General features: G+C 73.7%; 25 protein-coding genes and 1 pseudogene. 9 read left to right on the top strand and 17 right to left on the bottom strand.

What is annotated here, in order from left to right:
• Window positions 1-52: 52 nt before the first annotated feature.
• Both AC3X7Z_RS05640 and AC3X7Z_RS05645 read right to left on the bottom strand, forming a co-directional pair.
• Window positions 53-313, bottom strand: a complete 261-nt coding sequence (locus AC3X7Z_RS05640; protein ID WP_489975387.1) for a hypothetical protein — start codon at window positions 311-313, stop codon at window positions 53-55.
• 178 nt (window positions 314-491) lie between these two features.
• Window positions 492-890, bottom strand: a pseudogene (locus AC3X7Z_RS05645) (hypothetical protein); the annotation flags it as partial.
• A 19-nt stretch (window positions 891-909) separates the two neighbouring features.
• On the opposite strand from AC3X7Z_RS05645, the gene AC3X7Z_RS05650 reads away from it, so the two are divergent.
• Complete coding sequence (locus AC3X7Z_RS05650; RefSeq protein ID WP_489975284.1) at window positions 910-1155, top strand: hypothetical protein; 246 nt, start codon at window positions 910-912, stop codon at window positions 1153-1155.
• Here the strand turns inward: AC3X7Z_RS05650 and AC3X7Z_RS05655 are convergent.
• On the bottom strand, window positions 1152-2108 hold the full coding sequence (locus AC3X7Z_RS05655; protein WP_489975285.1) for a helix-turn-helix transcriptional regulator: 957 nt from the start codon (window positions 2106-2108) through the stop codon (window positions 1152-1154). The two genes, AC3X7Z_RS05650 and AC3X7Z_RS05655, sit on opposite strands and share 4 nt — an antisense overlap.
• Before the next feature lie 60 nt (window positions 2109-2168).
• Between AC3X7Z_RS05655 and AC3X7Z_RS05660 the strand changes: the two genes are divergently transcribed.
• Together AC3X7Z_RS05660 and AC3X7Z_RS05665 are read left to right on the top strand one after the other, a co-directional pair.
• Window positions 2169-3194, top strand: coding sequence for an ATP-binding cassette domain-containing protein (locus tag AC3X7Z_RS05660; protein ID WP_186339309.1), 1026 nt, complete (start codon window positions 2169-2171; stop codon window positions 3192-3194).
• Window positions 3191-3937 (top strand): ABC transporter permease, encoded by a 747-nt coding sequence (locus AC3X7Z_RS05665; protein WP_186339310.1) that lies wholly within the window; start codon window positions 3191-3193, stop codon window positions 3935-3937. Before AC3X7Z_RS05660 ends, AC3X7Z_RS05665 begins: the two co-directional genes overlap by 4 nt.
• Before the next feature lie 63 nt (window positions 3938-4000).
• Here AC3X7Z_RS05665 and purL read toward each other — a convergent pair whose 3' ends face one another.
• From purL to AC3X7Z_RS05680, 3 genes are read right to left on the bottom strand one after another with little or no spacing between them, the layout of a single operon-like run.
• On the bottom strand, window positions 4001-6310 hold the full coding sequence (gene purL, locus AC3X7Z_RS05670; RefSeq protein WP_489975385.1) for a phosphoribosylformylglycinamidine synthase subunit PurL: 2310 nt from the start codon (window positions 6308-6310) through the stop codon (window positions 4001-4003).
• Window positions 6311-6343: 33 nt separating this feature from the next.
• Window positions 6344-7618, bottom strand: coding sequence for a hypothetical protein (locus AC3X7Z_RS05675; RefSeq protein ID WP_489975286.1), 1275 nt, complete (start codon window positions 7616-7618; stop codon window positions 6344-6346).
• The gene (locus AC3X7Z_RS05680; protein ID WP_186339312.1) at window positions 7615-7995 is read right to left on the bottom strand and encodes a hypothetical protein; all 381 of its coding nucleotides are present in this window, start codon (window positions 7993-7995) and stop codon (window positions 7615-7617) included. The genes AC3X7Z_RS05675 and AC3X7Z_RS05680 overlap by 4 nt, the downstream gene beginning before the upstream one ends.
• Window positions 7996-8139: 144 nt before the next feature.
• Between AC3X7Z_RS05680 and AC3X7Z_RS05685 the strand changes: the two genes are divergently transcribed.
• From AC3X7Z_RS05685 to AC3X7Z_RS05695, 3 genes are all read left to right on the top strand, one after another.
• Window positions 8140-9225, top strand: a complete 1086-nt coding sequence (locus AC3X7Z_RS05685; RefSeq protein WP_489975287.1) for a hypothetical protein — start codon at window positions 8140-8142, stop codon at window positions 9223-9225.
• Between the two features lie 24 nt (window positions 9226-9249).
• Window positions 9250-9648: a hypothetical protein gene (locus AC3X7Z_RS05690; RefSeq protein ID WP_186339314.1), complete on the top strand. Its 399-nt coding sequence runs from the start codon at window positions 9250-9252 to the stop codon at window positions 9646-9648.
• A 152-nt stretch (window positions 9649-9800) separates the two neighbouring features.
• Window positions 9801-11174 carry a glycoside hydrolase domain-containing protein gene (locus AC3X7Z_RS05695; RefSeq protein ID WP_489975288.1) on the top strand — a complete coding sequence of 458 codons (1374 nt, stop codon included), beginning with the start codon at window positions 9801-9803 and terminating at the stop codon, window positions 11172-11174.
• A gap of 111 nt (window positions 11175-11285) precedes the next feature.
• Here the strand turns inward: AC3X7Z_RS05695 and AC3X7Z_RS05700 are convergent, their stop codons facing one another.
• Genes AC3X7Z_RS05700 through purS form a run of 3 tightly spaced genes read right to left on the bottom strand, consistent with a single transcriptional unit; the run spans window position 11286 to window position 12684 of the window.
• A complete protein-coding gene (locus tag AC3X7Z_RS05700) occupies window positions 11286-11741 on the bottom strand; it encodes a DUF3817 domain-containing protein (protein ID WP_489975289.1) in 456 nt (151 codons plus the stop codon).
• Window positions 11738-12406, bottom strand: a complete 669-nt coding sequence (gene purQ / locus AC3X7Z_RS05705; RefSeq protein WP_186339317.1) for a phosphoribosylformylglycinamidine synthase subunit PurQ — start codon at window positions 12404-12406, stop codon at window positions 11738-11740. The genes AC3X7Z_RS05700 and purQ overlap by 4 nt, the downstream gene beginning before the upstream one ends.
• Window positions 12403-12684: a phosphoribosylformylglycinamidine synthase subunit PurS gene (gene purS / locus AC3X7Z_RS05710; RefSeq protein WP_186339318.1), complete on the bottom strand. Its 282-nt coding sequence runs from the start codon at window positions 12682-12684 to the stop codon at window positions 12403-12405. Before purS ends, purQ begins: the two co-directional genes overlap by 4 nt.
• Window positions 12685-12818: 134 nt before the next feature.
• On the opposite strand from purS, the gene AC3X7Z_RS05715 reads away from it, so the two are divergent.
• Window positions 12819-13646, top strand: a complete 828-nt coding sequence (locus AC3X7Z_RS05715; RefSeq protein WP_489975290.1) for a DUF72 domain-containing protein — start codon at window positions 12819-12821, stop codon at window positions 13644-13646.
• Between the two features lie 115 nt (window positions 13647-13761).
• Here the strand turns inward: AC3X7Z_RS05715 and AC3X7Z_RS05720 are convergent, their stop codons facing one another.
• From AC3X7Z_RS05720 to AC3X7Z_RS05745, 6 genes are all read right to left on the bottom strand, one after another.
• A complete protein-coding gene (locus AC3X7Z_RS05720) occupies window positions 13762-13947 on the bottom strand; it encodes a hypothetical protein (RefSeq protein ID WP_186339320.1) in 186 nt (61 codons plus the stop codon).
• The gene (locus AC3X7Z_RS05725) at window positions 13947-15509 is read right to left on the bottom strand and encodes a long-chain-fatty-acid--CoA ligase (RefSeq protein ID WP_489975291.1); all 1563 of its coding nucleotides are present in this window, start codon (window positions 15507-15509) and stop codon (window positions 13947-13949) included. Before AC3X7Z_RS05725 ends, AC3X7Z_RS05720 begins: the two co-directional genes overlap by 1 nt.
• 32 nt (window positions 15510-15541) lie before the next feature.
• Complete coding sequence (locus AC3X7Z_RS05730; protein WP_241005459.1) at window positions 15542-16090, bottom strand: SRPBCC family protein; 549 nt, start codon at window positions 16088-16090, stop codon at window positions 15542-15544.
• Entirely contained in the window at window positions 15979-16881 is a 903-nt protein-coding gene (locus AC3X7Z_RS05735) for a phosphoribosylaminoimidazolesuccinocarboxamide synthase (RefSeq protein WP_186339322.1), read from the bottom strand. The genes AC3X7Z_RS05730 and AC3X7Z_RS05735 overlap by 112 nt, the downstream gene beginning before the upstream one ends.
• Before the next feature lie 16 nt (window positions 16882-16897).
• Window positions 16898-17449: an antibiotic biosynthesis monooxygenase gene (locus tag AC3X7Z_RS05740; RefSeq protein ID WP_489975292.1), complete on the bottom strand. Its 552-nt coding sequence runs from the start codon at window positions 17447-17449 to the stop codon at window positions 16898-16900.
• Window positions 17450-17555: 106 nt separating this feature from the next.
• Window positions 17556-17825, bottom strand: coding sequence for an acylphosphatase (locus tag AC3X7Z_RS05745; protein WP_489975293.1), 270 nt, complete (start codon window positions 17823-17825; stop codon window positions 17556-17558).
• Window positions 17826-17912: 87 nt separating this feature from the next.
• Between AC3X7Z_RS05745 and AC3X7Z_RS05750 the strand changes: the two genes are divergently transcribed.
• Entirely contained in the window at window positions 17913-19364 is a 1452-nt protein-coding gene (locus AC3X7Z_RS05750; protein ID WP_489975294.1) for an MFS transporter, read from the top strand.
• Between the two features lie 85 nt (window positions 19365-19449).
• On the opposite strand, the gene purB is transcribed toward AC3X7Z_RS05750, so the two are convergent.
• The gene (purB, locus tag AC3X7Z_RS05755) at window positions 19450-20868 is read right to left on the bottom strand and encodes an adenylosuccinate lyase (RefSeq protein ID WP_489975295.1); all 1419 of its coding nucleotides are present in this window, start codon (window positions 20866-20868) and stop codon (window positions 19450-19452) included.
• 62 nt (window positions 20869-20930) lie between these two features.
• The gene (gene purD, locus AC3X7Z_RS05760; RefSeq protein ID WP_489975296.1) at window positions 20931-22199 is read right to left on the bottom strand and encodes a phosphoribosylamine--glycine ligase; all 1269 of its coding nucleotides are present in this window, start codon (window positions 22197-22199) and stop codon (window positions 20931-20933) included.
• Between the two features lie 96 nt (window positions 22200-22295).
• Between purD and AC3X7Z_RS05765 the strand changes: the two genes are divergently transcribed.
• Entirely contained in the window at window positions 22296-24395 is a 2100-nt protein-coding gene (locus tag AC3X7Z_RS05765) for a serine/threonine-protein kinase (RefSeq protein ID WP_489975297.1), read from the top strand.
• Window positions 24396-24406 lie beyond the last annotated feature (11 nt).

Raw genomic sequence — 24406 nt, forward strand, 5'->3', positions numbered from 1 at the left:
GACACGCCGACCGCGCTCGCCCCGAGCAGCACGGCCCGCCGGCCCGGTCGGCTCACTCGGTGGCGTCGGGGTAGGGCTGGCCGACGCTCATCAGCAGGTAGGTGCGGCGCTCCGGGTCGCCGCGCCCACGGGTGCGGGCACCCCACGCCTCCACGAGCGCGTCGACCTCGCGCAGCAGCTCGGCCGCCTCGTCGTCGGTGAGCTTGAGGGCGTGGTCGGACAGCGCGAACACCCCGCTCCCCTCCGGGTGGGTGGTGTCGAAGGAGCGCTCGATGACGTGGTGGCCCCAGGCCTCCTTGGTGCGGCGGAACACCTCGACGGCGGCCCGACCGCCGGGCGCCTTCTCGAGCTGTCCCCAGCCGCACCGTGTAGCCGTCCGGGGCGGCGCTGCGCCACACGCGATCGCGCCGGTCGCGGGCCTCCTCGGGCGCCTCCTCGACCAGGCCGTACTTGGCGAGCTGGCGCAGGTGGAAGCTCGCCTGGTTGGCCGGGATGCCGAGCTCCCGGGCGACGTCGGCCGCGCGTACCGACCCCGACGCCTCGATCTCGTCGAGGATCCGCCCGCGCACCGGGTGGGCCAGCGCGCGCAGGACGCGGGGGTCGTCGAGGCGGCCTACCTCGGCGGCCTCTGCGCGACGCTGCTGCCGGCGGGCGTGCTCGCCGACCGCGCAGATCGGCCAGGTCTCCACCGCCGCAGGGGTCGGCGGCATCCTCGGCGCGGCGATCGCGCCGAGCCTGATCCACCGGATGCCGACGGGCCGGCTGACCGTGCTGATCGGGTGGATGTGCTGCCTGCCCCTGGTGCCGCTGGCGGTGTCGTCGAGCGTGTGGACCGCCTGCGCCTGCACCTTCCTCCTGCTGCTGCTCAACCCCGTCGGCAACGCCGGCATCAGCTCCTACCGGATGGCCGTGACCCCCGACCACCTCCAGGGCCGGGTGTCGTCGACCAGCCAGTTCGTCTCGATGTCGGTGATGCCGCTGGCCCCGCTGCTCGGCGGCTACCTGCTCGAGCACCACGGCGGCGCCACGGCGATCACGGTGCTCGTGGCCGCGACCGCGCTGCTGGCGGTGCTCCTCACCTCGAGCCGCTCCATCCGATCGGTGCCCCGGCCGTCCGAGTGGGCCCTCGAGGGCAAGCCCGCCCTTGCTGCCTAGCGCCCCCCGGCGGCGCGGGAGAAGCGGGCGCCCACCTCGGCCACCCGCTCGGCCAGGTCGGCCGGCGACTCGACCGTGAACTCGGCGCCGCAGCCGGCCAGCACCATGACCGGCCAGCCCAGGTCGTCGACGTTCATCTCCAGCACGCAGCCCTCGCCGTCGGGGGTGACGGTGCCCCACCGCCCGACCTGCGCGGCGAGGTCGTCGGCCGGCATCGCCACCCGCGCGCGTACGGCGTGGCGCTGGGGCATCCGCCGGATGCCCTGCTGCACGAAGGCGAGCGCGTCCTCGGCCGGCAGGTCGCGCGGACGGAACCGCTGGCCGGTGGGCTCGGGATCGGTGACCCGGTCGAGCCGGAAGCTGCGCCAGTCGCCGCGGTCGCGGTCGTAGGCCACGAGGTACCACCGCCGACCGAGCGAGACCAGCCGCAACGGCTCGACGCGGCGGTGGGTCACCTCGGCCTCGCGGGCGGCGTAGTCGAAGTGCAGCAGCTCGCTGTCGCGGCAGGCCTGGGCGAGGGTGGTGAGCACGGTCGCGTCGACGACGGGCGCCCCCTCCCACGGACCCGGCGTCTCGGTCTGCGAGGCGACCGCGTCCATCTGCCGACGCAGCCGCGGAGGCATCAGGGACAGCACCTTGGAGAGGGCCTGCACCGACCAGTCGTCGGTCCCGCCCACCGCGCCCACCGCGGCCGTGCGGAGGCCGACGGCGATCGCGACGGCCTCCTCGTCCTCGAGCAGCAGGGGCGGCAGTGAGGCGCCGGCGCGCAGCTGGTAGCCGCCGGCGGCGCCGCGCACCGCGTCGACGGTGTAGCCGAGCTCGCGCAGCCGGTCGACGTCGCGCCGGACGGTCCGCGGGCTCACCTCGAGCCGCTCGGACAGCTCCGGGCCCGGCCAGTAGCGGTGGGTCTGGAGCAGGGACAGCAACCGCAGCATCCGCTCGCTCGTGCTCATGGATCCAGATTAGTCCGATTGCGGACAGTAACTGGCCGCATGCGTTCCTAGCGTGGTGTCATGACTCACCACCACACCGGACCGGCGATCGTGACCCGTGGCCTGACGCGCCACTTCACCTCGCGCAAGCACACGGTCGAGGCCGTCCAGGACCTCGACCTCGAGATCGGGCAGGGCGAGCTGGTCGCCTTCCTCGGCCCCAACGGGGCGGGCAAGTCGACCACGCTCCGCATGCTCACCACGCTCATCGCCCCGACCGCGGGCTCGGCGAGCGTCGCCGGGCACGACGTCGTGAGCGCCCAGCGCGACGTACGCCGCGCCATCGGCTTCGTCGGCCAGGGCAACGGCGCCGGGCACCGCCAGCTCGGCCGCGACGAGCTCGTCAGCCAGGGCCGGGCGCACGGCCTCTCGCGCGCCGACGCCCGTCGCCGGGCCGAGGAGCTCGTCGAGGAGCTCGACCTCGCCGCGGTCGCCGACCGCAAGGTCTCCTCCCTCTCGGGCGGGCAGCGGCGTCGGCTCGACATCGCGATGGGGCTGGTCCACCTGCCCCGCGTGCTCTTCCTCGACGAGCCCTCCACCGGGCTCGACCCGCAGAACCGGGCCAACCTTCAGGAGCTCGTGAGGCGCCTGCACGCCGAGAGCGGCAGCACCGTCGTGCTCACCACGCACTACCTCGAGGAGGCCGACGCGCTCGCCGGCCGGGTGATCGTGGTCGACCACGGTCGGATGATCGCCGACGACACCGCCGCCCGGCTCAAGAGCGGGCTCGGCGACCTGGTGCGCCTGGGCTTCGGGTCGCCCGCCGACTCGGCCCGGGCCTCCGCCCGGCTGGAACGGGTCCCCGACGCCCGCGTCGAGATCGGCGCCGACGGCGTGGACCTGCGGGTCAAGGACGGCTCCGCCATGGTCGGCGACCTGCTCGCCGACCTGGCCGCCGACGGCGTCGCGCCGCTGCGGGTGGAGGTCGCCCGACCGACCCTCGACGACGTCTTCCTCGACCTCACCGGGCGCAGCCTGCGCGAGACCCAGTCCACCCCCGGCGCGGACGCCGCGTCCGCCCAGACCGAGAGCGAGGTCGCGGCATGAGCGCGTTCCTGTCCGACACCGTCAACGTGATGAACCGCGAGCTCAGGCCGGTCTGGCGCGAGCCGATGGCCGTCGTCTTCGCGATGATCCAGCCGCTGGTCTTCCTGGGCCTCTTCGCACCGCTCCTGCCGGAGATGGCCGACGGCTCGGCGCTGCAGTGGTTCGTGCCCGGCATCGTCGCGATGACCGCGCTGATGGGTGCCTCGTTCACCGGGGCCAACCTGATGGAGGAGATGCAGTCCGGCTCGCACGAGCGCCAGCTGGTCTCCCCGCTCAGCCGCCCGGCGCTGCTGGTCGGGCGGGCGCTCAAGGAGGTCGTGCCGATGCTGATGCAGGTCGCGATCATCGTCGCGGTCGTGACACCGTTCAGCTTCGACCTGCACCTCGCGGGCGCGCTGGCGGCGGCGCTGGTGCTGTCGGTCTTCAGCGTCGGCGTCGGCTCGCTGTCGTTCGCCCTCGCGCTCGCCTCGAAGGGACAGGACTGGATGTTCTGGACCGTCCAGCAGACGCTGCTGTTCCCGGCGCTGCTCACGGCCGGCGTGCTGCTGCCGGTGGACGGCGCGCCCCGGTGGCTCGAGGTGGTCTCGCAGCTCAACCCGATGACGTACGTCGTGGACGCGGTGCGCGCGCTCTTCGCGGGCACCTTCCCCGCCGACGTCGTCGGCCAGGGTGTCGCAGGTGCGGCCCTCGTCGCCGCCCTCGGCCTCTGGGTGGGCGTCCGCGCGATGCGCCGCTCGAGCTGACCCCCAGCTTCTCCCTCACTACCCCCGCGGCCGCGCCGGGCCGGGTGCTGGTGGGTGGGTGGGTCAGGAGCCGAGGGCCGCGGGAAGCGTGGCCCGCCAGGCGGCCTTGGCCTCGGCCACGGGCAGGTCGAAGACCCCCTCGACGGAGATCGTGTCGCCGCCGGTGCGCCCGAGGGGCGCGAGGGGGACCCCGTGGCGCTGGGCCAGGGCGACCAGGGCGTCGGCCTGCTCGTCGGTCACCGTCACCAGGGCGCGGGCGGTCGACTCGGAGAACAGCGCCACGAACGCGTCGGCGGCGACAGCGTCGAGCGAGACCGAGACCCCGAGGTCGCGCGCGAAGGCCGACTCGGCCAGCGCCTGGGCGAGGCCGCCGTCGGAGAGGTCGTGGGCGCTGGTGACGACACCGTCGCGGGCGGCGTCCTGCAGCAGCGCGGCGAGCGCCTGCTCGGCGGCGAGGTCGATCGCAGGCGGCATCCCGCCGAGGTGGCCGTGCACGACGTGGGCCCACTCGGAGCCGGACAGCTCCTCGCGGGTCTCGCCGAGCAGGAAGACCCGTTCGCCGGCCGCGCCGAAGCCGGTGGGCGTACGCCGGGTGACGTCGTCGATGACCCCGAGGACCGCGACGACCGGCGTGGGCAGGATCGCGGTCTCGCCGGTCTGGTTGTAGAGGCTGACGTTGCCGCCGGTCACCGGGATACCGAGCTCGAGGCAGGCGTCCTTGAGGCCGCGGCAGGCCTCGGCGAACTGCCACATCACCGCGGGGTCCTCGGGCGAGCCGAAGTTGAGGCAGTCGGAGACCGCCAGCGGGCGGGCGCCGCCCGTGGCGACGTTGCGGTAGGACTCCGCCAGGGCCAGCTGCGCACCGGTGTAGGGGTCGAGCTTGGCGAAGCGGCCGTTGCAGTCGGTCGAGACCGAGACCCCGAGGTTGGTGTCGGCGTCGACGCGCACCATGCCGGAGTCGGCCGGCTGCGCGAGCACCGTGTTGCCCTGGACGTAGCGGTCGTACTGGTCGGTGATCCACGACTTGTCGCACAGGTTGGGCGAGGCCACGAGCCTGAGCAGCGTCGCGCGGAGGTCGTCGCCGCTCGAGGGCCTCGGCAGCGCCTCCGCGCCGTCGGCCTGCAGCGCGTCCTGCCACGCGGGGCGGGCGTAGGGCCGCTGGTAGGTCGGGCCGTCGTGGGCGACCGACCGCGGGGGTACGTCGACCACGCGCTCGCCGTGCCAGTCGATGTGCAGGCGGCCGGTGTCGGTCACCTCGCCGATCACGACGGCCTCGACGTCCCACTTCGCGCAGATCGCCATGAACGCCTCGACGTCGGCGGGCTCGACGACCGCCATCATCCGCTCCTGCGACTCGCTCATCAAGATCTCCTCCGGCGCGAGCGTCGAGTCGCGGAGGGGGACGCGGTCGAGCTCGACGTGCATGCCGCCGTCGCCGGCCGAGGCCAGCTCGGAGGTGGCGCACGAGAGCCCGGCGCCGCCGAGGTCCTGGATGCCGGCGATCACCCCGGCGGCGAAGAGCTCGAGCGTGCACTCGATGAGCAGCTTCTCCATGAAGGGGTCGCCGACCTGCACGCTCGGCCGCTTGGCGGGCCCGGTCGCGTCGAACGTCTCGCTGGCGAGCACCGAGACGCCTCCGATGCCGTCGCCTCCGGTGCGCGCCCCGTAGAGCACCACCTGGTTGCCGGCGCCCGACGCCTTGGCGAGGTGGAGGTCCTCGTGGCGGAGCACGCCGACGCAGAGCGCGTTGACCAGGGGGTTGCCGGCGTAGGTCTCGTCGAAGACCGCCTCACCGCCGATGTTGGGCAGGCCGAGGCAGTTGCCGTAGCCGCCGACACCCGCCACGATCCCGGGCAGCACCCGGGCGGTGTCGGGGGCGTCGAGCGGGCCGAAGCGCAGCGGATCCATCACCGCGACCGGGCGGGCGCCCATCGCGAGGATGTCGCGCACGATGCCGCCGACACCGGTGGCCGCACCCTGGTAGGGCTCGACGAACGACGGGTGGTTGTGGCTCTCGACCTTGAAGGTCACCGCGTAGCCCTGACCGATGTCGAGCACTCCGGCGTTCTCGCCGATGCCGGCCAGCATCGTGCCGACGGGCGTCTCCTGCGGGATCTCGCCGAACTGCTTGAGGTGCACCTTGGTGGACTTGTAGGAGCAGTGCTCGCTCCACATCACGCTGTACATCGCCAGCTCGGAGCTCGTCGGGCGCCGGCCGAGGATCTCGCGGATCCGGGCGTACTCGTCGGCCTTGAGGCCCAGGTCGGCCCATGGCTGCTCGCGCTCGGCGTCGGTGGCCGCGAGGGCCACCGTGTCGAGGGTGGCGGTCGCGCCGGACGTCGTGAGACCGGCCTTCTCGGGGGCAGCGGGCAGCGGGGCGGCGCTCGTGTCGGGCACGGCGTCAATCTACCGGCGCGCGGCCCCGGCACCGCTCTCGGGAGCCGCCTCGTGGACGACGCGTACGGCCTGCCTCCGCTCGGCGGCCGGCTGGCCCGTCCGACCGTCGGCCGCGGCGTCGAGCTCGGCGTCGAGCTCCTCGTCCTGCTCCGGGCCCTCGGCGTCGTCGTGCGCGTCGTCCCGGCCGTCGTCCTGGCCGTCGTCCTGGGCGTCGTCGCGGCGGGCGCCGTCGCGCGAGCGGCCGGCGGGCTGGCCGTCGCGTGCGGCGGCGCGCTCTGCCTTGCGGGCGGCCCGCTCGGCGCGCTTCTGCTCCAGCGCCGCGCGCTTGGCCTCGCGCAACGCCTCCTTCTCGCGGGCGGCGCGCGCCGCGGCCTCCTCGGCGGCGGTCCTCTCCGGCTTCGGGCCCGGCATCCGGGCGGGTCCGCCGCGCCCGCTCGCCATCCCGCGCGACATCGTGCCTGCGCGCGCGGCCATCGCGCCGCCGCCCATGGCGCCCACGGGCGGCGTGCCGAGCGGCGGGCGTTCGGACCTGCCCCGTCCGGCAGCGGCGGCAGCACCGCTGGCCGCGAGCGGCGCGAGGGCGGCCGCGGAGACGCCCGTGAGGTCGGGCACCGTCACCGCGACGGGGGTCAGCGGCGGCAGGGCGGCGACGCCCCCGGCCCCCGCCTGCGAGGAGCCGGGCACGGAGGTCGACGGCGTCGCGACGAGGGTGCCGACACCCGACACCTCCCCTCCCGCACCGTCGAACACCGGGAAGCTGCCGCCGGTGAGCGGGAGCAGCTCGGTGCGGACCGTCACCAGCTCGGCGCGCGCCGCGCGAAGCCGGGCGCTCTCCTGGTCGAGCGCAGCGGCCAGTCGGCGCCGGATGTCGGCGGCCTCGGCCTGGCCGCGGGTGACCCTGCCGCGCTCCTCGTCCTCCGAGGGCCTGAAGACCAGGTGCCGCGATTCTCCGACGACCTCGTGGGGGACGTCCGCGACGGTCGTCCACGCCTGGTCGAGCTCCTTCTGCGACGAGGCGAGGAGACCCGCGGACGCGCGCAGCGAGTCGGCGATCCGCTCGGCCAGGGTGGTGAAGTGGTCGAGGTGCGCGAGCACCTGCCGGCGGTGCTCCTCGTAGCTCTCGGCGGCCGCCGCGTCCCATCCCTCGGTGGCGCGGCGCGCGGCCTCGACCAGCTCGTCCCCGCGGCGGGCCACCAGGGCGCCGACCTCGGCCCACCGCTGGGCGGCGGCCTCGAGCGGCATGACGTCGGCGCGCAGCTCCCACGGGTGGGCCGGCACGGTCATCGACCTCCCGGACCGGGCATCAGGCCGAACGGGCCCTCCCCCAGCAGCTGGGCTGCGCGCTCGAGCTCGGCGGCCACGCCGTCGTCGGCCCGGGTCGCGTCGCGCGCGGCGTCGACCAGTCCGGCGACGCCGACCTCGAGGGCACCGGACAGCGAGCCGAGCACCTCGTCGGCGTCGGCCAGCGCGTCGGCGTAGGACGCGGCGAGGTTGGCGGTGCCCGTCGCGTCACCCAGCGCCGCGCAGGCACCCGACAGCTCGGGCAGCGCGACGGCCCAGTCGTGCCTCATGGCGTCGAGGATGCGCTCGGAGGAGCCCGCCAGCTCGACCAGCCTGGCCGGCTCGACCTGCATCAGGGACCGCTTGCCGGGTGCGCTCACCCTGACGAGGTACCCGCGCCGCTGGGGGCCAAAACGCGCCCCGACCCCGGCTGTGGACGGAACGTTCCGGCGGCCGGGTGAGTTTCGCGGCGGCCTGCCAGGGGAACGTCTGCCTCACCACCCCACAGCCCTGCAGGAGCCGCGATGAACGCCGTCATGACCGTCGACCTCTCCGAGCTCGACGCCTGGTCCGCGCAGGTGCAGCGCGCCAGCGACGACCTCAGCGGGATCGCCCGCAACGGCGGCGCCAGCCTCGTGCAGACCGACTTCGGCCCGATCCTCGAGACGATGATGGGTGCCTACAACGCCTTGCTGCCCTCGGTGCACCAGTCGCTGGAGGACAACGGTCGCGGCATGGCCGACCACGCCGAGGCGCTGCGGGCCACCGCCCGCGACTTCACGCTGACCGAGGACGGCGTCGTACGCCGCCACCGCGCGTCGGGCGTCGACGGCCGCGACGGGTCGAGCAGCTTCTGGGACGTCGCCGACACCACCATCAAGCGCGCCGCCGCCACCGAGACGAGCCTGCCGCAGGTCAGCTTCGGCTTCCCCTACGACACCGTGTGCGACCTGGTGCGCATGCTGACCGGCTTCGACATCCGCGCCGAGCTGGCCGAGAAGATCGGTGGCGACGTGGTCGGCGCCTCCACCCAGGGATCGTCCTTCGGCGCCCTGGGCCAGTCGATGAGGGGCGTCTCGGCCAACCTGCAGAGCGGCGGGAGCACCATCTCGCAGACGTGGCAGGGCGGGGCGTCCGACGCGGCCATCGCCCAGATCGGCACCTGGGTCGGCTCGCTCGACACCCAGGCCGGGCAGCTCATCCAGATGGGCCAGACCGTCGTGCAGGTCTGCCGCGACGCCTGGCAGACCGCGCTGTCGGTCGTGCAGTGCGTGAAGTCGGCGGTGCAGACCGTCTCGGCCGCGCTCGCGACGATGAGCATCCCCGGTGTCGGCTGGGCGCGCGTGGTGCAGGCGGTGTTCCAGGCCTTCCAGGCGGTGATGAAGGCCTTCCGCACGTTGATGAAGCTCATCGACATCCTCAAGCAGGTCGAGTCGCTCATCTCGTCGGTCAAGCGGTTCTTCGACGGCGACCGGGCGCCGGTCTCCACTGCCGGCGGCCCGATGTCGAGCGGTGCGCCCAGCAGCATCGTGCGCGACCCCGAGACGGTCGCCACGCCCACGATCGGCAAGCACCGCGCGGTGGTCGCGGCGCCCGCCGCGCCGGCGTAGCCTCCCGCGCATGAGGGCACCCCGATGAGCACCGACCCCCGGAGCCAGGAGGAGATCCTGGCCGCGATCAGCGCCGCCCGCGACGACCTCACCTCGAGCCTGGCCGACCTGCAGGCGACCGTCGAGGAGCTCGACGCGCGCCCGCTGCTCACCGACGAGGAGAGGAAGGCGCTCGAGGAGCAGGCCGAGTCGGGGGAGCTGGGCGACGACATGCGCACGCTCGTGGAGAAGATCCGCGGCGGCGAGGACACCTGGGAGCGGGTGTTCTCCGGCGAGTCCCCCCACGGCGCCCTCCTGCAGGGCCACCTCGCGACGATGATCGACGAGCACCAGGAGGACATCGCGCTCGCGTTCGAGGAGCTCGTCGAGGCCGAGGAGGCCAAGGGCAACTTCCTCCTCGACGACGTCCCCACCTCCGACTGAGGCTGCTCCCTCCCGCGGCCGACGGTTCTCAGCCAGGCAGGGATGAGAACTACAGCGCTGTACTTCCGTGGAACGTCTGTTACCGGTGTGACAGGTGTGATTCCGTGGGTAGCCTGCCCGCGCCACGCCCTTCCCCGCAGCTGGAGTCACCCATGCGCCGCCCCCGCCCCATCCGCACCCTCGCCCGGACCGCCACCGCCGCCCTCGCGCTGCTGGTCGTCGCCCCACTCCTCGGCACGGCGCCGGCCACGGCCGAGGAGCCGATTCAGGCGCGCGCGCTCGCCTCGCAGCGCCAGATCGCCCTCGCGACGCCCGGCGACTTCACCGGCTACGGCTTCGACCAGTGCGTCGCGCCGAGCCAGTCGGCCATGGACACCTGGTGGAAGAAGTCGCCGTTCACCGCCGTGGGGATCTACATCTCCGGCGACTCCCGCGCCTGTCGTGCCCAGCCCCACCTCAGCCCGACCTGGGTGGCCGCCCAGGTCGCCCGCGGCTGGCGGCTGCTGCCCATCGCGCTCGGCCCCCAGGCGTCCTGCCAGCCGCGCTTCCCGCGCTACAAGGACGACTTCAGGATCTCCCCCGCCCCGGCCGGCGGATATGCCGCGGCGGCCGCGCAGGGGGCGGCGGAGGCGGACAAGAACGCCGCCGACGCGGCGGCGTACGGCATCGGCCCGGGCAGCACCCTCTGGTACGACCTCGAGGGGTTCGACCTCGCCAACACCCACTGCCGCGAGTCGGCGCTCGTCTTCACGAGCGGGTGGGTCACCCGGATCAAGGCGCTCGGCTACGTCGCCGGCTTCTACTCCAGCGCCAGCTCGGGCATCAAGATGCTCGACGACGCCCGGACGCAGCGCCCGGGGCAGTACGCGCTCCCCGATCGCATCTGGATCGCCCGGTGGGACGGCGCCGCCAACACGTCCACGACCTACATCCCCGAGGATGGCTGGCGCCCAGGCGGGCGGATGAAGCAGTACCGCGGCGGCCACGACGAGACGTGGGGCGGGGTGACCATCAACATCGACAGCAACTTCATCGACCTGGGCGCCGGGTCCCAGCCGCGGCCCGAGGGCCGTTGCCCCGGCACGCGGCTCGGCTACTGGAAGTACCCCGCCCTCTCCCCCGGCAAGGCCAAGCCCACGCGGGTCAAGGTGCTCCAGTGCCTGCTCACCGAGCGGGGCACCTACTCCGGCCCCGTCGACGGCTCGTACGACGCCGCCACCGTCGCCGCCGCCCGCGCCTGGCAGGCCTCGCGCCGGTTCGCCCCCAGCGACACCTTCACCCAGCGGCACTGGACCGCCCTCCTCGCCGCCGGGTCGCGTACGACGCTCAAGCGCGGCTCCACCGGCGAGTCGGTCCACCGGCTCCAGCGGGCGCTCAACGCGGCCGGGGCCGGACGCTTCCGGGCCACCGGCGTGTTCGACGCCAAGACCGAGGCCGCGGTGCGGACCTACCAGTCCCGGCTCCGGATCGGGGTCTCCGGGGTCGCCACGCGCCAGACCTGGAACAAGCTCCAGCAGGGGCGCTGACGCGGCTGCTCAAGCGGTGACAGACCCGCTCAACACGTCGGATCCGACGTGTTGAGCGGGGACGTGACCGCTTGAGCCCGGCCGAACGCGAGGAAAGGCGGGGCGGCAGGGTCAGACCGGAGGGCCGATGACGAGCGCGACGCCGGTCAGGCCGAGCACCGCGACGAGACCCACCGCGGCACCCTGGGCGGGACGACGGACCAGCCAGGAGGTGAGCCGCTCGATGATCCCGGCGGGCGACTCGGCGCGCAGGCGCCAGGAGTCGCTGAGCAGGCCGGCGCGCTCGGCGTAGCGCTCGAACGGCACCGTCGCGAACGGCGGCACCGCCGCGCCCAGGCCGAGCGCGAGCCGGCTGAGCGGCCACTTCTGGTCGACCGCCAGCAGCACGGTGACCAGGCAGTAGGCGATGAAGACCACGCCGTGGACCATGCCGAAGACCTGCACACCGAGCTCGGTCGTGTCGGTGACGTACTTGAGGAACATGCCCGTCAGCAGCAGCGCCCAGGTGATCGCCTCGGCGAGTGCGACGTAGCGGTAGAGCCTGCGGGGGGCGAGCTGGTCGTTCATGCGAATGCCTTTTCAGCGAGCGAGGTGAAGAAGCCGAGCCCGTCGGTGCCCGGACCGGTGAGGTCCTCGACCGCGTGCTCGGGGTGTGGCATGAGCCCGACGACGTTGCCGCGTTCGTTGGAGATGCCGGCGATGTCGCGCAGCGAGCCGTTGGGGTTGTCGCCGAGGTAGCGCGCGACCACCCGGCCGTCGCCGTCGAGCCGGTCGAGGGTGTCATCGTCGGCGACGAAGCCGCCCTCGCCGTTCTTGAGCACGATCGTGACCTCGGCGCCCTCGGCGTAGGCCGAGGTCCACGGGGTGTCGACGCGCTCGATGCGCAGCCGCTGGTCGCGGCAGACGAACTTGCGGTGGTCGTTGCGGATGAGCGCGCCGGGCAGCAGGTGCGACTCGCAGAGGATCTGGAAGCCGTTGCAGATGCCGAGCACCGGCATGCCCCGGCCCGCGGCCTCGATGACGGACGTCATCACCGGCGCGAAGCGGGAGATCGCGCCGCAGCGGAGGTAGTCGCCGTAGGAGAAGCCGCCGGGCAGCACGACCGCGTCGACGGCCTTGAGGTCGTGGTCGCCGTGCCACAGCGCGACGGCCTCGTTGCCGCCGATCGTGACGGCGCGACGCGCGTCGACGTCGTCGAGCGAACCGGGGAAGGTGACGACGCCGACCTTCATCGGCCGACCCCGCGCGCGACCTCGGCCACGGAGTGCTCCTCGACGTGGACCTCGAAGTCCTCGATCACCGGGTTGGACAGCAGTGTCCCGGCGACGCGCTCGATCTCCGCGAGCACCGCGTCGGTGATCTCGCCCTCGACCTGCAGCTCGAACCGCTTGCCCTGGCGGACGTCGGTGACGAGGTCGAAGCCCAGGCGGGGAAGCGCACCGAGCACCGCCTTGCCCTGGGGGTCGAGGATCTCGGGCTTGGGCATGACGTCGACGACGACTCTGGCCACGGGGGCGCTCCTGGAGACAGGTGGACTGGCACCGTCGATTCTAGTGATCCGCTGGGCACCTGCACCCGGCGGGCATGACGGTGGACCGAGCGGGTACGCCACGGGTGTCGGCGCGACGCGCGAGAGGAGCTCACATGGCACGGATCGGCATCTCCGGCTGGCGCTACGCCGGCTGGCGCACGCACTTCTACCCGCCCGGGCTCCCCCAGCGCCTCGAGCTGTCCTACGTCGGCGAGCGGCTGGGCAGCGTGGAGGTCAACGGCTCCTTCTACTCGCTGCAGCGCCCCTCGAGCTGGCACGCATGGGGCGAGCAGGTGCCCGACGACTTCGTGTTCGCCGTCAAGGGACCCCGCTTCGTCACCCACATGAAGAAGCTGGTCGACGTCGAGGCGCCGCTGGGCACCTTCCTGGCCTCCGGCGTGCTGTCGCTCGGCGAGCGGCTAGGCCCGTTGCTGTGGCAGCTGCCGCCCAACCTCGGCTTCCACCCCGACCGCCTGGCCGCGTTCTTCGACCTGCTGCCGCGCACCACCGCCGCCGCGTCGTCGTACGCCGCTGCGCACCATGACCCCGACAAGCTCAAGGAGCCCGCCGACACCGCGTGCCCGGTCGACCGGCCGCTCCGCCACGTGCTCGAGGTGCGGCACCGGTCGTTCCGCACGCCGGAGTTCTGCGAGTTGCTGCGCGCGCACGGGATCGGGATGGTCGTGGCCGACTCCGCCGGCACGTGGCCGATGTTCGACGAGGTGACCAGCGACGTCGTGTACGTGCGCCTGCACGGCGACACCGAGCTCTACGCCAGCGGCTACTCCGACGAGGCCCTCGACCGCTGGGAGCAGAAGGTACGCGGGTGGGAGGCCGACGATCGCGAGGTGTTCGTCTACTTCGACAACGACGCCAAGGTGCACGCGCCGTTCGACGCGATCGCGCTCCAGGAGCGGCTGTCCGGCCCCGCGGCGCCGTGATGGTTCATCAAGGTATGCAGACCAACCCGCACCTCCCTGCGTCAATTCACCGCGGGAACTGCCGGTTCGCCGACATACCTTGATGAACCGACGGCGGGGAGCAGACCGGCGTACGTCACTCCTGGCGGCGGAGCGCCACGATGAGCAACGCGACGCCCAGGCCGGCGAGGAGCGGGCCGATGATGGCCCACACGCTCTGGTCGGTCATCGCGCTGCCCTTGAGGTAGCCCAGGCCCTGGAAGGTCCAGATCGCGCCCGTGATGAGCATGAGGACGCCGAGGGCGATGCCGAGGGCGCGCATCAGGCGAGCTCCCGCTTCAGGATCTTGCCCGTGGCCGTCATCGGCAAGGCGTCGACGAACTCGACGATGCGGGGGTACTTGTAGGCAGCCATCTGCTCCTTGCTCCATTCGACGAGCTCGTCCTCGGTCACCGTGGCGCCCTCCTTGCGGATGACGACGGCCTTGATCTCCTCGCCGTGGCTCTCGTGGGGGACGCCGATCACGGCCGCGAGCGAGACGTCGGGGTGCGTCAGCAGCACCTCCTCGACCTCGCGGGGATAGACGTTGTAGCCGCCGCGGATGATCATGTCCTTGGACCGGTCGACGATGTAGTACCAGCCGTCGGCGTCCTTGCGGCCCAGGTCGCCGGAGCGGAACCAGCCGTCCACGATCGCCTCGGCCGTCGCGTCGGGGCGCCCGTGGTAGCCCTTCATGATGTTGGGCCCCTTGATCGCGATCTCGCCCACGACGTCGTCGCCGTCGAGGTCCTCGCGCACCCCGGGCACGGGGCTGATCAGCTTCATCTCGACACCGGGGATCGGCGTGCCGATCGACCCGACGCGCACCGGCTCGCCCCACACGGAGAAGCTGGCGACCGGGGAGGTCTCGGAGAGGCCGTAGCCCTCGAGGATGGTCACGCCGAAGCGGTGCTCGAACTCCTTGTGCACCTCCACCGGTAGCGCCGACCCGCCGGCGACCGCCACGCGTACGTGGTCGGCGATCGTCGTCACGTCGACGCCCGAGCCGTCGAGCGCACCGAGGAGGCCCCAGTACATCGTCGGGACGCCGGCGAAGAACGTCACGCCCTCCTGCTCCATCAGCGCGAGCGCCGGCCCGGGCTCGAAGCGCGGCAGCAGCACCACGGTGCCGCCGAAGGCGAACCCGGCGTTCATGATCACGGTCTGGCCGAAGGAGTGGAAGAGCGGCAGGACGCACAGGAGGGTGTCGGGGCGGTCGGCGTCGGCGCCGAAGAGCGCGTCGCTGACCAGCGCGTTGGAGATCATGTTGCGGTGCGTCAGCTCGGCGCCCTTGGGCTGGCCGGTGGTGCCCGAGGTGTAGAGGATGACGGCGGTGTCGTCGCCGTCGACCTGGCGGGTCTCGAAGACCGGCGACTGCCCCTTCAGCGCCCGGCCCAGCGTCTCGACGCCCTCGATGGGCGACGCGGCCGCCGGGTCCGCGGTGATCAGGAGGAAGTGCTCGCACCCCTCGGCCTGCTCGAAGCCGGCGTGGCCCTCGGCGCCGATCGGCAGCTCGGGCGTGCCCTGGAAGCAGACGTAGGCCGTCGCGTCCGAGTCGTCGAGGTGGTACGCCACCTCCCGCGCCTTGAGCAGCACGTTGAGCGGCACGACGCTCGCGCCGGCCTTGAGGATGCCGTGGTAGACGATCGGGAACCACGGCAGGTTGGGGCAGCTCAGCGCCACCTTGTCGCCGGGCTCGATGCCGCGCGAGACCAGCAGGTTGGCCACCTGGTTGGCGGCCGCGTCGACCTGGGCGTAGGTCAGCCGGGTGTCACCCAGCACCACTGCCGTGCGGTCGGGGTGGGCCGCGGCGGTGCCTTCGAGGAGCGAGGAGAGGTTGGCCATGGCGCCAACCTACTCAGCGCCCGTGAGCCGCGTCACCCGCCCGAGAGCTGGGCGATGCGGTGCCCGGCGGTGCGCAGGTCGGCCGCGATCGCGCGCCCCGCCAGCAGGCCCGAGCTGCGCGCAGCGACGCCGTAGAGGCCGTCGCCGGTGACCTCTCCCTCGGCCACGACGCGACATCCCTCGCGGGTGCCGGTGAAGCGCAGGTGCAGCGTCGCCTCGACCCCGCGCCAGGTGCCGCGCTCGGCCCACCACCGGAACGGAACGAACGCGGTGACCACCAGGCTCGGGCGCACCCCGACCACCGTCAGCTCGGTCCACGACTGGCCGAGGTGGGGCTCCTCGTCCTCCGGCACGTCGGTGGAGAGCAGGCTCGACTGCCACTCCGGACGCCGCCGCGGGTCGACGAGGTAGGCGAACGCCTGCTCCGCCGAGTGCGGGAGCTCGACGGTCGCGGTGAAGCGGCGCGTCGTCAGAACGACTCCCCGGTCAACAGCTCGTAGGCCTCGACGTAGCGGGCACGGGTGCGCTCCACGACCGCCTCCGGCAGCGGCGGCGGCGCCTCGCCGGAGGCGCGGTCCCAGCCCGACTCGCCGGTGAGCCAGTCGCGCACGATCTGCTTGTCGTACGACGACTGGGCGCGCCCGGGCTGCCACGCGTCGGCCGGCCAGAAGCGGGAGCTGTCGGGCGTGAGCACCTCGTCGGCGAGGATCGTGGCGCCGCCCTCGGCGGCGGGCCGTCGGCCGAACTCCAGCTTGGTGTCGGCCACGATGATGCCGCGCTCCTGCGCGACGGCGTGGGCCGTGCGGTAGACCTCCATGGTCAGCATCCGCAGCTCGGCGGCGGCGTCGTCGCCGACCGCCTCGACCACGGCCCGGTAGTCGACGTTCTCGTCGTGGTCGCCGAGGTCGGCCTTGGTCGCGGGGGTGAAGATCGGCTCGGGCAGCCGGCTGCCGTCCTGCAGGCCGGCGGGCAGCGCGATGCCGCACACCTCGCCGGTGCGGGCGTAGTCGAGCAACCCCGACCCGGTGAGGTAGCCGCGTGCCACGCACTCGACCGGGAACATGTCGAGCTGCTCGCAGACCACGGCGCGGCCCGCGACGGCGGCGGGCACGTCGGTGGACACCACGTGGTTGCCCACCAGCCCGGAGAGCCGGTCGAACCACCACAGCGACATCCGGGTGAGGATCTCGCCCTTGTCGGGGATGGTGGTGTCGAGGACGAAGTCGTAGGCCGAGATGCGGTCGCTGGCCACCATGAGCAGCCGACCCTCGTGCTCGCCGGAGTCGATGCGGTAGAGGTCGCGGACCTTGCCGGAGTGCAGGTGCGTGGTGCCCTCGATCGCGGGGGCTGCGGGGATCTCGGGCTCGGCCACGCGCCGAGCCTAGCCGTCACCGGCGGTGCAGCCACCAGCTCATGCGGCGCGTCATCCACGGGAGGAAGACGTAGGTCATCAGCGGCGTCATCACCGTGGTCACCAGCACCACGCGCGGCACCAGCGGCCAGTCGGGGATCACGCGGGAGGCGACGAAGTTGGCGGTCAGGCTCAGCGGCAGGAACACCATGAAGATCACCACCATCTGCTTCCAGCGCGGCGGCGGCACGGGAGCGGCGCTCAGCGCCTCGACCGACGTCGGCTCGTCGAACCAGCCCTCGATGCCCGTACGCCGCTCGCGCCGCTTCTCCTCCACGGTCCCGTGCGCCGCCTCGAGCCACCAGGCGCGCTGCGGCGAGGCCTCCCACGCGGCGAGGGACTCGCTGTCGGCGAAGCGGTAGAGCATGTGCCAGTCGCTCGAGTCCACGCTCGGGCGCACCCAGCCCGAGCCGAGGAACCCGTCGAAGCGCTCCGCGAGCGTGGTGCCGGCCTGCACCCACGCCAGCATCTCCGTGGTGCGCGAGGGGTCGACGTGGCGGGTCACCGACACGGTGACGGGGGCGGTCATGCGGGTCGCCGTCGGGTGCTCATGGTGCTCACAGGGCCCAGTCTCGGGGCGCCGCACCCGCGCGACGAAGCCCGCGGCGACGAGATCCCCGCCACGCCCGCACGCCTCAGCCGGTCACCTCGAACGTCGCCGCGCCGCTCGCCGCCGCCTCGCGCGTCACGACGTCGCGCACCCGGGCGGACGGCGGCCCCTGCCGGCACCACTCCACGAGCGCGTCGACGACGTCGTCCTCGCCCTCGGCGTGCAGCAGGACGCTCCCGTCGAGCTCGTTGCGCACCCAGCCGGCGACGCCGAGCTGCTGCGCGCGCTCCCGGGCGTACCACCGGAACCCGACGCCCTGCACCGTGCCGCTCACGCGCGCCTGGACCGCCTTCATGCCCCCATCCTGCCGCTCTCCCCGCCTCCTCCGCCCCGCCCCGTCGGGCGACGCCGGCGCGTGGGAGCGGGTGAGAGGCTGGCGCGGATGACCCAGGACGAGCAGACCGAGGCGGGCACCGGCGAAGCGGAGGCGTACCAGCCCGACCCGCGGCGCTGGCGGATCCTCGCGGTGTCCCTCGTCGTCGGCTTCATGTCGCTGCTCGACGTCACGATCGTCAACGTCGCCGTGCCGTCGATCCGGGCCGGGCTCGACACCTCGGCCGCCACCATCCAGTGGGTGGTCTCGGGCTACGCGCTGGCGTTCGGCATGACGCTGGTCGCCGGCGGCCGCCTCGGCGACGCGCACGGTCGCCGCCGGATGATGACGATCGGGCTGGTCGGCTTCATCGTCTCCAGCGCCGCGGTGGGGTTGGCGCCCAACGCCGCCGCCATCATCGTGGCCCGGCTGGTGCAGGGCGCCAGCGCCGGGCTGCTCACCCCACAGAACTCCGGGCTCATCCAGCAGCTGTTCCGCGGCGCCGAGCGGGGCCGCGCCTTCGGCATGTTCGGCTTCACCGTCGCGGTCGCCTCGGCGACCGGCCCGCTCATCGGCGGTGCGCTGATCGGCCTGCTCGGCGAGGACGAGGGCTGGCGCTCGCTGTTCCTCATCAACGTGCCCATCGGCCTGGTCGCGCTGGTGCTGATCCGCCGGCTGGTGCCCGACAACGACGTCGGCGCAGGCCCGGAGGCCGTGCCCGAGGATCCCCGCATCGACGTCGTCGGCGCGGCCCTGCTCGGCCTGGCCGTCCTGGCGGTGCTCTACCCGCTGATCAGCCTCGAGGGCGGGGCGGGGGTCGCCCTACTGGCGCTGGTCGCCTTCCCGCCGCTCGCGTGGGGGTTCGTGCGGTGGGAGGCGCGGACCGTACGACTCGAGCGCCCGCCGCTGCTCGACGTGTCGCTGCTGCGCGGGCTCCCCGGCTACGCCAACGGCCTGGTGGTCGGAACCCTCTACTTCACCGGCTTCACCGGCATCTTCCTGGTGCTGTCGGTGCACCTGCAGGAGGGCGAGGGGTTCTCCCCGCTGCAGGCGGCGCTGCTGATGACGCCGTTCGCCGCCGGCTCCGCCCTCACCTCGCCGCTCGCGGGCAACCTGGTCGGCCGCCTGGGCCGGCGGGTGACCCTGGTCGCGCTGGGCGTGATGATGACCGGCACCGCGCTCGCGGCGTGGCTGGTGACCTCGCCCACCGACACGCTGTGGTGGACGCTGGCGCCGGCGATGTTCCTCGCGGGCATCGGGGGCGGCGGGGTCATCTCCCCCAACTTCACCCTCACCCTCGCCGAGGTGCCGCCGCGGATGGGCGGGGCGGCCGGCGGAGCGCTCCAGACCGGCCAGCGGATCGGCTCGGCGCTCGGCGCCGCGCTGCTGATGACGGTCTACCAGGCGGTCGGGACGGTCGCGTCCGCCCCGGTCGCCGCGCGCGCGGCACTGCTGGCCGCGCTCGTCGTGCTGTCGGCGGCCTTCGCCGCCGCCGTGCTGTCCTGGCGCCGCGGCGACTGAGCGCCACCGTGCAGGCAGTTCGGGCGCCCGGGTGGCGCGCTGAGAGTGGCGTGCGGCGCCGGGAGCGCGCACTGCCCGCGTGGTGTCAGAGGATCGCGCCCGGCACGTAGGCCGCCGCGTCCGGGTGGGCGGCCGCGAGCGCCTCGATCCGGGCGACGACCGCGCGGGTCTGGGCCACGGCGGCACCGGTGAACTCGATCGGGTCGGCGACGAGCGCGTCGATCTGCTCGCGGGTCAGGCCGAGCCGCTCGTCGGCGGCGAGCAAGCCGTAGACGTCGTTGTCGCCCTGCCCGGCGCGCATCGCGAGTGCCGTGCCGACGGCGGCCTCCTTGATCGCCTCGTGCGCCGCCTCGCGGCCCACGCCGTTGCGCACCGCGGCCATCAGCACCTTGGTGGTGGTGAGGAACGGCAGGTAGCGGTCGAGCTCGCGCTGGATCACCGCGGGGAACGCGCCGAACTCGTCGAGCACGGTGAGGAAGGTCTGGAAGAGGCCGTCGGTGGCGAAGAACGCGTCGGGGAGCGCGACGCGGCGCACCACCGAGCAGGAGACGTCGCCCTCGTTCCACTGGTCGCCGGCGAGCTCGCTGACCATCGACAGGTGCCCGCGGACGACGACCGCGAGGCCGTTGACCCGCTCGCACGAGCGGGTGTTCATCTTGTGGGGCATCGCCGACGAGCCGACCTGGCCCTCCTTGAAGCCCTCGGTGACCAGCTCGTGCCCGGCCATCAGCCGCACGGTGGTGGCGAGGTTGGACGGCCCGCTGACCAGCTGCACGAGCGCCGAGACGACGTCGAAGTCGAGCGAGCGGGGGTAGACCTGGCCGACGCTGGTCAGCACGTGGTCGAAGCCGAGGTGGCCGGCCACGCGACGCTCGAGCTCGTCGAGCCGGTCGGCGTCTCCGTCGAGCAGGTCGAGCATGTCCTGGGCGGTGCCCATCGGGCCCTTGATGCCGCGGAGCGGGTAGCGGGCGAGGAGCTCCTCGATGCGCTGGACCGCGATCAGCATCTCGTCGGCGACGGTGGCGAAGCGCTTGCCGAGCGTGGTCGCCTGGGCGGCGACGTTGTGGGAGCGGCCGGCCATCACCGTCGTCTCGTGCTCCGCGGCGAGCCGGCCGAGGCGCACGAGCGCGGCGACGGCCCGGTCGCGCACCACCTCGAGCGAGCGGCGCACCTGCAGCTGCTCGACGTTCTCGGTCAGGTCGCGCGAGGTCATCCCCTTGTGGATGTGCTCGTGGCCGGCGAGCGCGGAGAACTCCTCGATCCGCGCCTTGACGTCGTGGCGGGTGACCCGCTCGCGGGCGGCGATCGAGTCGAGGTCGACCGTGTCGACGACCGCCTCGTAGTCCTCGACGACGCCGTCGGGGACCGCGACGCCGAGGTCGCGCTGGGCCTTGAGCACCGCGACCCACAGCTGCCGCTCGAGGACGATCTTGTGCTCGGGCGACCAGATCTCGGCGAGATCGGCGCCGGCGTAGCGGGTGGCCAGGACGTTGGGGACGCTCACGGGCAGCCATCCTCCCATCCGCGGCCCGGGACGCCGAGCGAGGGACGTCCGCCGCGCGGGGTTCAGGCCCGGGTGACGGCGCCCTCGACCACGCCGAGCGGCTCGGCGGCGATGTCGCGTCGCCACTGGGCGCCCGGGAAGCCGATCGAGGCGATGCCCTCGTACGCCCGGGCGCGCGCGTCGGCGACGTCCGAGCCGGTCGCCCGGACGGCGAGCACCCGCCCACCTGCGGTCACCAGGCCGGCGTCGGTGCGGGCGGTGCCGGCGTGGATGACGTCGACGTCGTCCTCGGCGGCGAGCGTCTCGGTGCCGACGATGACGTCGCCGGCGCTGTACCCCGCGGGGTAGCCGGCGCTCGCCATCACGACCGAGACGCAGGCGCCGTCGGCGAAGGTCGGCGGGGGCACGGACGCGAGGTCGCCCACCGCGGCGGCACGGAGCAGGCCGCCGAGCGGCGAGGTCAGCAGCGCGAGCACCGGCTGCACGTCGGGGTCGCCGAAGCGGCAGTTGAACTCGATGACCTTCGGCCCGGTGGCGGTCAGGGCGAGGCCGACGTAGAGGCATCCGACGAACGGCGCGCCGCGACGCCGCATCTCCGCCAGCGTCGGCGCGACGACGTCGGCCATCACGGAGTCGGCGACGCCGTCGGGCAGCCAGGGCAGCGGTGCGTACGAGCCCATGCCGCCGGTGTTGGGTCCGCGTCCTCCGTCGAAGATGCGCTTGAAGTCCTGCGCGGGCAGCAGCGGCCGGCCGACGCTGCCGTCGCAGACCACGAAGAGGGAGAACTCCGGGCCGTCGAGGAACTCCTCGACCACCACGCGCTCGCACCCCGCGGCGTGCGCGAGCGCCTCGTCGCGGTCGAGGGTGACGACCACCCCCTTGCCGGCGGCCAGCGCGTCGTCCTTGACGACGTGGGGAGCGCCGAACGCGTCGAGGGCCGCGGCGACCTCCTCGGGGGTCGTGCAGGTGCGCGAGCCGGCGGTCGGCACGCCGGCCGCGGCCATCACCTCCTTGGAGAAGGACTTCGACCCCTCGAGCCGGGCGGCGGCGCGGGAGGGTCCGAAGACCGCGATCCCCGCCTCCCGCACGGCGTCGGCGACCCCGGCGACCAGGGGCGCCTCGGGGCCCACGACGACGAGGTCGGCGCCCACGGAGACGGCGAGGTCGGCGACGGCGGTGCCGTCCATCGGGTCGGCCGGGTGCAGGACGGCGACCTCGCCGATGCCAGGATTGCCCGGCGCGGCGTGCACCTCGGTCACGGCCGGGTCGGCGGCGAGGGAGAGCGCGAGGGCGTGCTCGCGCCCGCCGGTCCCGATGACGAGGGTCTTCACGGATGCCGACCCTAGCGAGGTTTGGGCTCGGCTCCACCGGGCAGGCACGGTGGGTCAGCTGACGAGACGGACGAGACAAAGAGGAGTCGGGTGCGCGTGCGTCCTGGGGACAGGTTCGGCCGGTACGAGATCGAGCGGCAGATCGGCGCGGGCGGGATGGGGGTGGTGCACCTGGCCCTCGACACCAAGCTCCAGAGGCGGGTGGCGCTCAAGGTGATGTCGCCGCAGCTCACCGGCGACGAGGAGTTCCTCGCCCGGTTCGACCGCGAGGCCGAGACGCTGGCCCGCCTCGACTCCCCCCACATCACCACGATCTTCGACCACGGCGTCGTCGACGGCACGCCCTTCCTCGCGATGCAGTACGTCGCCGGTGGCGACCTCGGCACCCAGCTCAAGCGGCGGGGCCCGGTGCCGGTCCAGCTCGCGGCGACGATCTGCGCCCAGGTCGCCGAGGCCCTGCACGACGCCCACGCGGCCGGCATCGTGCACCGCGACGTCAAGCCCGCCAACGTGCTCGTCCGCGACCCCGACGCCACGGAGCCGTTCGTCTACCTCGGCGACTTCGGCATCGCCCAGGCCGCCACGGGCAGCGACGGGCTCACCCGGGCCGGCGGCGTGGCCGGCAGCTGGGCCTATCTCGCCCCCGAGCGGGCGCACGGCGCCCCGGCCACCCCCGCCAGCGACGTCTACGCGCTCGGGTGCCTGCTCCACGCGTGCGTCACGGGCCGTGCCCCCTACGTCGGCTCCGACGTGGAGATGGCGGTCGCCCACGTCAACGAGCCGGTGCCCCGGCTGCCCGGCACCGACGCGGCGACGGTCGAGCTCAACCGCGTCCTGGCGCGCGCCATGGCCAAGGACCCGGCCGAGCGCCACGCCTCGGCCGGCGAGCTGCGCAGCGACCTGGTGGCGCTCTCGAGGATGCCCCGGGCCGCGCTCTCCCCCGGCGGCGCGACCCCCGAGCCGGGCCGCTCCCCGCTCGAGGAGGCGGGCGACACCGCACCGCCCGCCCGCGGACGTCGTACGACCGCCGTGGTGGCGGCCGCGGCGCTGGCCCTGGTCGCGGTGGTCGGCGGCACCCTCGCCGTGCGGTCGTTCGACGGCGACGACGACGGCGACGCCTCGCCCGACGCTGCCACCGACGGCCCGGCCGCCATCGCGGACCCGGTCGCCGGCGACTGGGACGGCGACGGGCTGGGCGACGTGCGGGCCGCCCGCTCGGTGTGGCGCGACGGCCTCGAGGCCCTGCCGGTCGTGCTGCTCACCTCCGACGGCACCGCGCTGGGCGAGGCGGTCGAGGACGCCGGGATGATCGAGCGGCCCAAGGTCGGCGACGTCGACGGCGACGGCCGGCCAGACCTGGTGCAGGTCGTCGAGAGCGACGACGACACCGAGGTCACCGCGACGGTCTGGCGCGGCACCGGCGACGGTGTCGAGGAGCTGTCGCAGCAGACGTTCCGGTGGCGCACCGACTACGGCTTCTACGGCATGGGCGACTTCGACGGCGACGGCCGCGACGACCTGCTGCTCACCCGCAACCGCGGCGAGAAGCTCATGGTGGTCTCGGTCGCCCGCTCCGCCGGCGACGGCTTCGACGAGCCCGTGGAGTACGCGTCCCGCGGGGGTCGCGCCAACGAGGACGACCAGTTCGCCATCGGTGACTTCGACGGCGACGGCCTCGACGACCTCGCCGCCCGGGTGGTCAACGGCGGCGGCGCCGTCGGCGTCCGGTTCCGGGTGCTGCTCAGCACGGGCGAGCGGTTCCGCAAGTCACCGACCACCCGCATCGAGGACGGGCGCTACGGCGTGGCCGACTACACCGCCGCCGACATCGACGGCGACGGCGCCGACGAGCTGGTGCACCTGATCACCGACCGGTGGGGCGAGGACGAGTACGGCGCGACGGTCGCGGTCCAGCGGTTCGTCAACGGCGGCTTCGGCACGCCGAAGGAGCTGGTCGCGCCCACCAGCGGCGGTCCCGACTTCCCCTACCTCGACGTGGCCGCCTCCGACGTGGACGGCGACGGTGACCAGGACGTCGTCCGCCTGCACGCCTACGACGACGACGCCGGGACCGCGCTCGTCGAGGTGTACGTCTCCGACGGCGACTCCCTGCAGGAGCCGGTGGAGTGGGGCGTGGTGCCCTGCACCACCTCGGGCTGCGAGGGGGAGGCCGCGAGCCTCGTCGCCCGCGAGTGACCTCCGCCCGC

Source organism: Nocardioides sp. Z24_21, assembly GCF_058134345.1.